This window comes from Acinetobacter sp. C32I (assembly GCF_023702715.1).
Taxonomy (GTDB): Bacteria; Pseudomonadota; Gammaproteobacteria; order Pseudomonadales; family Moraxellaceae; genus Acinetobacter.
In genome coordinates, this window is sequence record NZ_CP098481.1 from 1 (window position 1) to 8,308 (window position 8,308).

Sequence of the window (8,308 nt, forward strand, 5' to 3'; positions counted from 1 at the left end):
TCGCGTCCTGTCGCTGATCTTATTGTTGTTATATGGAACATCCTGTTCTCGATGAGTCCATGATAGGAAATTGAGCTGAGTATGGCTATTGGCAATTTTCTGGAATGAATGTACGCCAAAACGTACATGGTTTTATCAGAGATTTATCCCAAGATTTGTCCGCAGGAAATGGGGATAAAATAGCATCAGAGAAGTCTTAAGAAATCAGGAAAAATGAAATCTTGAGTGTTTTTCAACCAATTTTATTGGCTAAAAGTGACAAAACTGCTTAAAAAGCAGCCGACTTGTTTCCGAGTCGGCTTTTTAGTGTTTTTTAGGATTATGTAAAATTCACAAATTATTGATTTAATTAAAATAATTAAGATTAGTTTCGCATAACGTGCATTATGTTAATTTTAGAAAAACTTTACGATCAACTTATAGCAATCAAGAAAACATTGGGTCATCAAACCATTTCTCAGGTATACCCATTGCTGGTAAAAACTCTAACCCTATTGGGTGATCTACAAAAAGTTGCTTTAATTTTGTAGGTACAATATTTCCATAGCTCGTCTTTTTCAATAGTAAATTCATAATAATAATTGAGCTATAAATCCTATTATGTTGATCCTTAAGAACCCCATGCTCGTTTGTATATTTTACAAAAGGAATAGTGACTTTACTTGCAATACTGGTAGGTGCTCTAAAGTTTCTATTAAAAACACGTGAATGATGGCAACAGCAATTGCGTACATCCAAAATCAAAGATATCCAATTTTCTAAAGTTTGATAATTAGCAACATTTAATGCCTTAGCATATCGATCTAACTTATATTCTTGTCTCGTCTCCTCAGAAACATTTTCCATAAATGACTTTAAATTTCCAAAAGTCATTAATTCAATAGCAACCCATCCTGGAGGCAAATCTCTATAAAATGGACAGTAAGGATTAAAATAATTCTTTCTAAAAAATGTCGCGAATTCTTCCTGCGACTCAATAAAATAACTTCTAACAGTGTTTACTGTTCCATGAATTTTTTTATTTTCTTTAAATAGCCTATTGTCTAAATACCAAAAATTATTTGCGGTATTTTTATTTAAATGTCTATCAAATGTACTTCGTAAAAGTACTTCTATTTTTTGAATTAAACCAAAAAGCATTTCTCTTAAAGCTTCATCAAATTTATACAAAGCAATTAAGTGCTTGGAATGAATATTTTTTTTAAAAAAATCTTTAGGTAATTGATAAGGCACTACTTTTTTTTCAATAAGACTAAACTCTGTTGCATACTTAAAACTTAGTTTTGATAGTCGAAAAGGAATGAAATAAGCTTTAAAGCGATAATAACTAAACACTGTTATAGCATCTATTAGTTCTTTTTTATCATCAATAACCAGCCCCTCTTTATGTAACTTACGATACATATACTCTTGATCACGGAAAGGCTTAACGTATGGTTTTAAAGACATTTTTTTAATTAGCTTTTTTAAAGACGAAAAAAAGGTACTTCCGCTTACAGATTGCTCTTGGAAAGTACCGTTGTTAAATCCAGTTTATCTTTAAAAAAGATAAACTGGAAACTTCACAAAAACAAAAAAGCTATATCTTCTAAAAAAATATATTTATAAACAACTACTTAACAACACCCTCTTGACATGTTGGAGAATATCAAATATAAGTCCTAAGGACTTATATTTGATATTCAGTATAGATATGTTTTTTTCAGAAGCTCTATTTGATAATTTCAATAAATCTTCCCAAATGGCGATTTCAAGACAAGAGCTATACAGTATTTTTCTAAATATTTGGAGTGACAAAGAATATAATAATATAAAAATCAATGATTTAAGGTATAACAGCAAACATTATAAGAAAAAGTTTAAAAGTGTTTTATACGAATTAAGATCTCATCCTCAATTAAAAAGTATTGGCGATGAAATGCATGGCCCTACATACCTTCTCAATATCAATAAAGCCCCATTCGATGCATCTAAAATTATTTGTGATATCTATCCTATAGGCTATATCTCATATCTTTCAGCTATGGAGTTTCATAAATTAATTCCCTCTAGAAATCATAAGAATATTTTTTTTACAACTATTGATAGGAAAGCCTGGAAGGAAATTTTTTATCATCTAATAACAGAAAAAGAGTACCCATTTTTTGAAGATACTTACGCACACGACTTATTGGACTTAATTCCTAGGTTTCCTACCGAAGAAAAATACTTGGATCATGAGCTTATTGTCTTTACTACGAAAAACTTACAAGGATTTGAGCAACAAAAAGGTTTAAGAGTTAGGGAACTTCCTTTTTTGTTTTTAGATATGGTAAGAACACCTCAATACTGTGGTGGAGTAGAAACTGTTTTAAGTGTTTTTAAAACATATGCGACCCTACTTTTAGAAGATATTCTTGATATATGTCAAACACATGGTACGAATATTGATAAAGCTCGAATTGGTTTTATATTAGATGAAATATTAGGAATCCAGCACCCAATTATTGATAAATGGAAAATATTAATGATAGGCCAAAGAGGTGGATCAAGAAAATTTGTAGCGTATCTAAATTTTGAACCTAGGTTTTCTGAAACTTGGAATATTTCCTTAAATCATACAGCAGTAAGCACTTATGGAATGGTCTTATCAAATCAGGAATAAGCCCCATAAAATTAGATATAAGTTACTGTTTAATATATAAATTAATCTAAAACTCAAATCTCATACTTTGTGTTAAATAAACAACTCAGCAGAAAAAGATCCAACGTTGAGCAATAGCGAATTGTTGTCGGTGATGTAGTAGTTCACCTTGCGTGTACTATTACATTACACATCTTGCCTCACCATACAAATTCCAGTTTGCGTATATTTGCCTTTACTTGATACATACAACATCTGGGTTTTGCCTTTATTTGATCTTATTTGCTAATTTTTGCTTTTAGTTGCGTATTTTTGATAAAACCATTTGCTTTAATTTGATGAAATTTGCTGTTTTTTGATAAAAAATAGAACTCAACACGAAGAATTATTCAATTTTCTCCATTCAGCCATCAAAACAGCATCTTCTTCCTCAAAAGTCGTTTCACCCTCTAAAATACGTTGCTGTCTAGCCAGATCTTTAACATGACAGGCATCAATGACTTCCTGGGAAAACTCATGATCAACAATCCCTTTAGCACTTTTAAAGGCACTAAGTAGCTTCTCTCTGTCATACATATCTTTAGATCTCCTCTATTCAAACACCCAAGCTTGATCGAATCAGGATCAATCCTGGGCTTTAGGTTCAATTATTTCATTAACAGCAAACAGACCAGGATTAGTGATCCTGATATTTTCCTGACAGCAGCCACAAAGCATTAGCCCCGCAAAAGGCTGAACATTTTCCTTTGATTCACAAATTCCACATGACTTAGGAAAAGTAATGATAGTTGCTGAATTGACTAACTCTGTTGACATAACAGCTATCCTTAAAATGTACACACTTATTTTTGATAATTTTCAATACCTTATAATCAATTTTTCACCAAAAATCTGTACACTCCTTGTATGATCTAGGTGTACAAATAATTCTCTATAACTTTCAAATCCTTACACCGAAAAAATCCTGAAATTTTGTACACGACCTTGTACAAACTAATAATTATATAAATAAAAAACTTAGTTTTAAAATTATCAATTATTTTGTACACAATTTCTCACTTAAAAAAGGGCCTAAACCCTTTATTTAAAAGGCTTTCAGGCTTATATCTTTAGATGCGTGGTGTGTGAACAAAAAATTGTCGGTATGTACCGACTTCCAAAAAAACCAGTTGACTGAAATGACCACAAAGATAGTGCTTGATTATTACTTTTACTTAAAAAGCTTAAGAAAACATTTTGATCTACTGATCAGAAGCAAAATTTAGAACAAGAGATGAAATTAGAGCTAGAACTTTTTAGAGGACAATTTAAAAACACCAAATTTAAACGCTGTATTTTCGCCATAGCCGCTTTATTTTAACCTTAACTAGAGATCAGTACCTAAAAACAAAAAAGTTGTCTCTAAACGCAAATGAAAGCAAATGAGACAATGCTTATTAACCACTAGATACTCTTAACCAAGCGAGTGTCTACGAGCGGCATCCCCAAAATTTGAGCTTTGACCCTCTGAAAAACTGCTTTTTTAGGTTGATTAGCCTAAAAAGGTGAAGTTTAGATGCAGAAATTTGAGCCTAGACCGAGCGAAGCGAGCATAAAGTTCTATGAGCAAAGCGAATTCCGAGTTGCTTTTGCTTTTTCTTAAATTCACGAAGGAATTAACCGAAAAATTGCCCCCGAATCGAGCGAAAGCGAGATTCAATAGAGTTTGAGCGAAGCGAAAACCAAGGGCAATTTTGACTAGACTAGGCTTTTAATTGTTTTTAAAGTTTTTTAATGCTTTTAGCTCGACTAAAAGTATTTAATAGCAATGGTCTTAGAGGCCATATCACTACGTTTATCGACCCATATCACTACGTTTATCGACCCATATCACTACGTTTATCGACCCATATCACTACGTTTATCGACTATTTGACTACCTCAATATTTAATGTAGTATTACTACGTTATTTAATAATGTAGTAATAAGAATAATGAAAGACTTAGTTGTCAAAGATAATGCTCTAATTAATGCAAGTTATAATCTTGATTTAGTTGAGCAAAGGCTAGTTCTACTAGCAATTATTGAAGCCAGACAAACAGGTAAAGGAATCAATGCTAATGATGCTTTAGTAATTCATGCATCAAGCTATATTGAGAATTTCGGTGTAGAGAAACATACGGCTTATGCTGTTTTGAAAGAGGCAAGTAAGGTCTTATTTGATAGGAGATTTACTTATCAATCTTTAACAGATAAAGGGAATGTAAAAACTACTCATAGCCGTTGGGTAAGCGAAATTAGCTATATTGATAATGAAGCATCAGTAAGTCTTATCTTTTCACCAGCTGTCGTCCCATTAATTACAAGGCTTGAGGAACGGTTTACTAGCTATGAATTAAAGCAAGTAAGTCAATTGACAAGCAGATATGCCACTAGACTTTACGAACTATTAGTTGCTTGGCGCACCACTGGTCAAACTCCAATATTTGAGATTTCAGAATTTAGGCAGCAACTTGGTATTGCGGATGATGAATACACACGCTCAGATAATTTCAAAAGAAGAGTTCTAGATATAGCTATATCCCAAATCAATACTTTTACAGACATCAAAGTTAAGTCTGAACAGCATAAAACTGGGCGATCAATTTCAGGCTATAGTTTTTCATTTAAGCCAAAGACATCAGTTAAAAATATTTCTAAAGCAAGGAGCGAACAGCTAGAGCTGATTGGCCAATTGACAGATAAACAGATTTTTTTGTTCTCTGGTAAGTTAGCTTATGAACCCACATTCGCATCAAAATATAGTAAAGCTGGTGAAAGCTATGATGACTTTATAATTAGAATAGCTGGAGACTTAACAGATCCTAAAAAAATTAAAGAATATTCTCCATATCTTAAAGAATTAGGATTTAAATAGATTTGTAAATTGACATTGTCAACTTAACAGTAAAGTATTAACTCAATTTAACCCCCAATTTACAATATGAAAAAATTATCAGTTTCAGAATTAGCTAAACTGTATGGATACTCAAGGCAAGCCATATATGCTCATATAAATAAAGGAAATTTGTCAAAAGGTTCTGATGGATTAATTGACTTTTCAGAAGCTTTAAGAGTATTTGGAGAACCTCAAAACAAAGTATCCAATGTCAACTTGAGTCAATCAACTAACAGTCAAAACTTGACTGAAATTGACTTGTTAAAACGACAAGTTGACATACTTGAAAAACAATTGAATCAAGCTTTACTTAGAGAAAACCAATCATTAGAACGTGAATCTTTCTATCAAGAACAAATTGAAGCTATGCAACGTCTTTTAGAGGCCCCAAAACCTCATATCACTACGTCTGTCGACCCAGAGTCTACTCAGATGACAGAGGAAAATGAAGAAGTCACAGCTATGACGCAAAAAGAACCAGAGTCTAGTGAAAATAAGCGAATTCCAGTGCCGGAGCATGTTGAACCAGAGCAGCCGAAAAGAGGGTGGTTAAGCCGGTTTTTCTTGCCTAACGGCTAAGAGCATTATTCAGCTGACCTAATCAAAACTGTAAACCTTTGATCAAAGAATAGGTGTGAAACGTGAATAGTCACGAAAAAGCCGTTCCAGTGCGCTGAACCCAAGAACGGCTTACTTTAAGATATTGATGCGAAAAGGAAAAGTTCAAGTATTTCGCATAAGGCGTATTATGTTAATTTTAGAAAAACTTAATTTCTTAATGTGACAGCACTATATTTATTCTGGATCAGCATATAAATGACTAACACATATACCACATACAGACCGGCCTAATTGAGCACATTTAACACGCACAATGGATTCATCCACTTCACAAGAGATATCCTTAGATCCAGAGACCCATTTCATCTTTTCACAAATTGAAAAACTTTCAGATGAACATTTCGTCTCTGAATCAGGTGGATTCAATTTGCCTTCAAAAAGATGAAACTGATCTGTATTAGGATTCTTTTTCAAGGTATAGGTCGTTTTGGTCATAGGATTCTTCTTTAAAGTTAAAAATATTATTCAACCAATAAAAACATCGTAAAAAATTAAATATAAATAATTTTTTAATAAGAACCGTGACGTTTTGTCAGGGTTCTTATTAAAATAAATTTTCAATTCAATCTAACTGAATATTTTATTTTTTTAGCTCTTTAATACTTTTAAACAAGTAAAATAAAGCTAATACAATAATGATAACTGGTATAAAACTTACTTCTAATTTCAGAACTTTATTTAACCCTGAAACTAGAAAGGCTATACCAAATAATACTTCAAATCCATCCCAGCCAATATTTTTCAATAACTTAATTAAGTTTACTAAAAGAATTATGCTGCCAGCTACCACAAACATAGATCCTTCAGGAAAAATATTTGGAATTAAATAAGAAATTCCAAAAAAAATCAAAAATACAGCTAAACCAATAGAGCCGTATACAGTTGGTTTATCATTTGAACTACTATTTTCCATATCTTCCCCTTTAAATTGACTTAGATAATTAAGCTGTCTTTCGTGTCTTGCGGTGCTGTTTCAAAAGTAATTCAGCCTCATGAAGTTTCTTTTCAAGCTCTTCATTAGCTTGCATTAGCTCTCTGTACATGATTTTCTTTTCAGCATCTACAAACCTTTTAAGAACCTCACGCATTAATGCTTGATATCCTAATTTTTGAGCTGAGCCAATTTCTTTCAAATCAGCAATTAAATCTTTCGGTAAACGAATAGAAATCATTTGCATATTGCTAGATTTATTTAAAATTTCATGAAAACTAGCAGGAACTGGTGAAGCCTTTACGAAATTAGGATCTCCGCCTAACTCTCTACTTTCCCATAAGTTTTCATCATCTAGCTCAAGTGACTCTATTATTGCTTGAACTTGATCTTTATTTTTCATATCTCTACCTAACTATTTAATCGTGTTAGCTGCACGGCACTTGAATAAGTACATTTCGATGGATAACTGAATAATTTTCATTCAGTTTCTAAAGCACTCTAAAAAGTGTGTAACACCACCTTTTAGAGTGCTTTTTCATTAATTAGCGTTAAAGAACATGTCTATTTCAGTTTGATTAGGATCAAAAGCAGATTTAATTGCAAACTTTTGACTCTTTTCATGAAGAATAAAACAGATTTTCAATAAGCGCCCTGAATCAGTTTCACTAATAAACCATAATGTAGGTGGATTAGTTTTGTGGTCTTCACGCTCATCTTCTAGAAAATGAGTGCCGCTAAAATTAAAAAAACATTGCTCAACTTCTGTAGGAACTACATTGTGCTTATCGACTAGCTTCTGTCGGACACGAGCTGAGATTAAAAATGGATCATCATTACCACCAGACATCTATATTAACACTCCACAATAAAAATATATATACGTTTTGTATATACAACATGTGTATAAATATCTAATAATTGTGTGACATAGTCAATAAAAATTTGATGAATATTAGCATTTTGGCGTTGAAAAACAAATTATTGTTGAAAAAATATACTTAATTTGTATATACAATATGTATATACTTAATTTTTTTAAATTTCAATCTTTATCTTATTATTTTTTTAAATTTCAATCTTTGGGCATCGGACTCGTCTAGTAAGTCATAATTTGATAGATCTAAACTGATTTAAAAATCATAGGCAATAAAAAACCCCGACATCCTGTCGGGGTTTTTCGTATTTGGTACTAGGGTCAACTCCTGTCATCCC

Annotated in this window: 10 protein-coding genes; 3 read left to right on the forward strand and 7 right to left on the reverse strand. The window is 32.1% G+C overall.

Annotated elements, in window-relative coordinates:
• Positions 1–426 precede the first annotated feature (426 nt).
• The gene (locus NDN13_RS19745) at positions 427–1,449 is read right to left on the reverse strand and encodes an Abi family protein (RefSeq protein WP_251118277.1); all 1,023 of its coding nucleotides are present in this window, start codon (positions 1,447–1,449) and stop codon (positions 427–429) included.
• Between the two features lie 244 nt (positions 1,450–1,693).
• Here NDN13_RS19745 and NDN13_RS19750 point away from each other — a divergent pair, with 244 nt between their 5' ends.
• Positions 1,694–2,644 (forward strand): hypothetical protein, encoded by a 951-nt coding sequence (locus tag NDN13_RS19750; protein WP_251118278.1) that lies wholly within the window; start codon positions 1,694–1,696, stop codon positions 2,642–2,644.
• A 351-nt stretch (positions 2,645–2,995) separates the two neighbouring features.
• Here the strand turns inward: NDN13_RS19750 and NDN13_RS19755 are convergent, their stop codons facing one another.
• Together NDN13_RS19755 and NDN13_RS19760 are read right to left on the reverse strand one after the other, a co-directional pair.
• Positions 2,996–3,199, reverse strand: coding sequence for a hypothetical protein (locus NDN13_RS19755; protein ID WP_251118279.1), 204 nt, complete (start codon positions 3,197–3,199; stop codon positions 2,996–2,998).
• Positions 3,200–3,247: 48 nt separating this feature from the next.
• Complete coding sequence (locus NDN13_RS19760) at positions 3,248–3,439, reverse strand: hypothetical protein (RefSeq protein WP_251118280.1); 192 nt, start codon at positions 3,437–3,439, stop codon at positions 3,248–3,250.
• Positions 3,440–4,596: 1,157 nt separating this feature from the next.
• Between NDN13_RS19760 and repM the strand changes: the two genes are divergently transcribed.
• Both repM and NDN13_RS19770 read left to right on the forward strand, forming a co-directional pair.
• On the forward strand, positions 4,597–5,520 hold the full coding sequence (gene repM / locus NDN13_RS19765) for a replication initiation protein RepM (protein WP_251118274.1): 924 nt from the start codon (positions 4,597–4,599) through the stop codon (positions 5,518–5,520).
• Positions 5,521–5,586: 66 nt separating this feature from the next.
• Complete coding sequence (locus tag NDN13_RS19770; protein WP_251118275.1) at positions 5,587–6,120, forward strand: plasmid replication DNA-binding protein; 534 nt, start codon at positions 5,587–5,589, stop codon at positions 6,118–6,120.
• A 216-nt stretch (positions 6,121–6,336) separates the two neighbouring features.
• On the opposite strand, the gene NDN13_RS19775 is transcribed toward NDN13_RS19770, so the two are convergent.
• The 4 genes from NDN13_RS19775 to NDN13_RS19790 form a co-directional block, all read right to left on the reverse strand.
• Complete coding sequence (locus NDN13_RS19775; RefSeq protein WP_251118276.1) at positions 6,337–6,597, reverse strand: hypothetical protein; 261 nt, start codon at positions 6,595–6,597, stop codon at positions 6,337–6,339.
• A 145-nt stretch (positions 6,598–6,742) separates the two neighbouring features.
• Positions 6,743–7,075, reverse strand: coding sequence for a hypothetical protein (locus tag NDN13_RS19780; protein ID WP_200005408.1), 333 nt, complete (start codon positions 7,073–7,075; stop codon positions 6,743–6,745).
• 28 nt (positions 7,076–7,103) lie between these two features.
• The gene (locus NDN13_RS19785) at positions 7,104–7,496 is read right to left on the reverse strand and encodes a hypothetical protein (protein WP_200005407.1); all 393 of its coding nucleotides are present in this window, start codon (positions 7,494–7,496) and stop codon (positions 7,104–7,106) included.
• A gap of 138 nt (positions 7,497–7,634) precedes the next feature.
• Positions 7,635–7,943 carry a hypothetical protein gene (locus NDN13_RS19790; protein ID WP_200005406.1) on the reverse strand — a complete coding sequence of 103 codons (309 nt, stop codon included), beginning with the start codon at positions 7,941–7,943 and terminating at the stop codon, positions 7,635–7,637.
• Positions 7,944–8,308 lie beyond the last annotated feature (365 nt).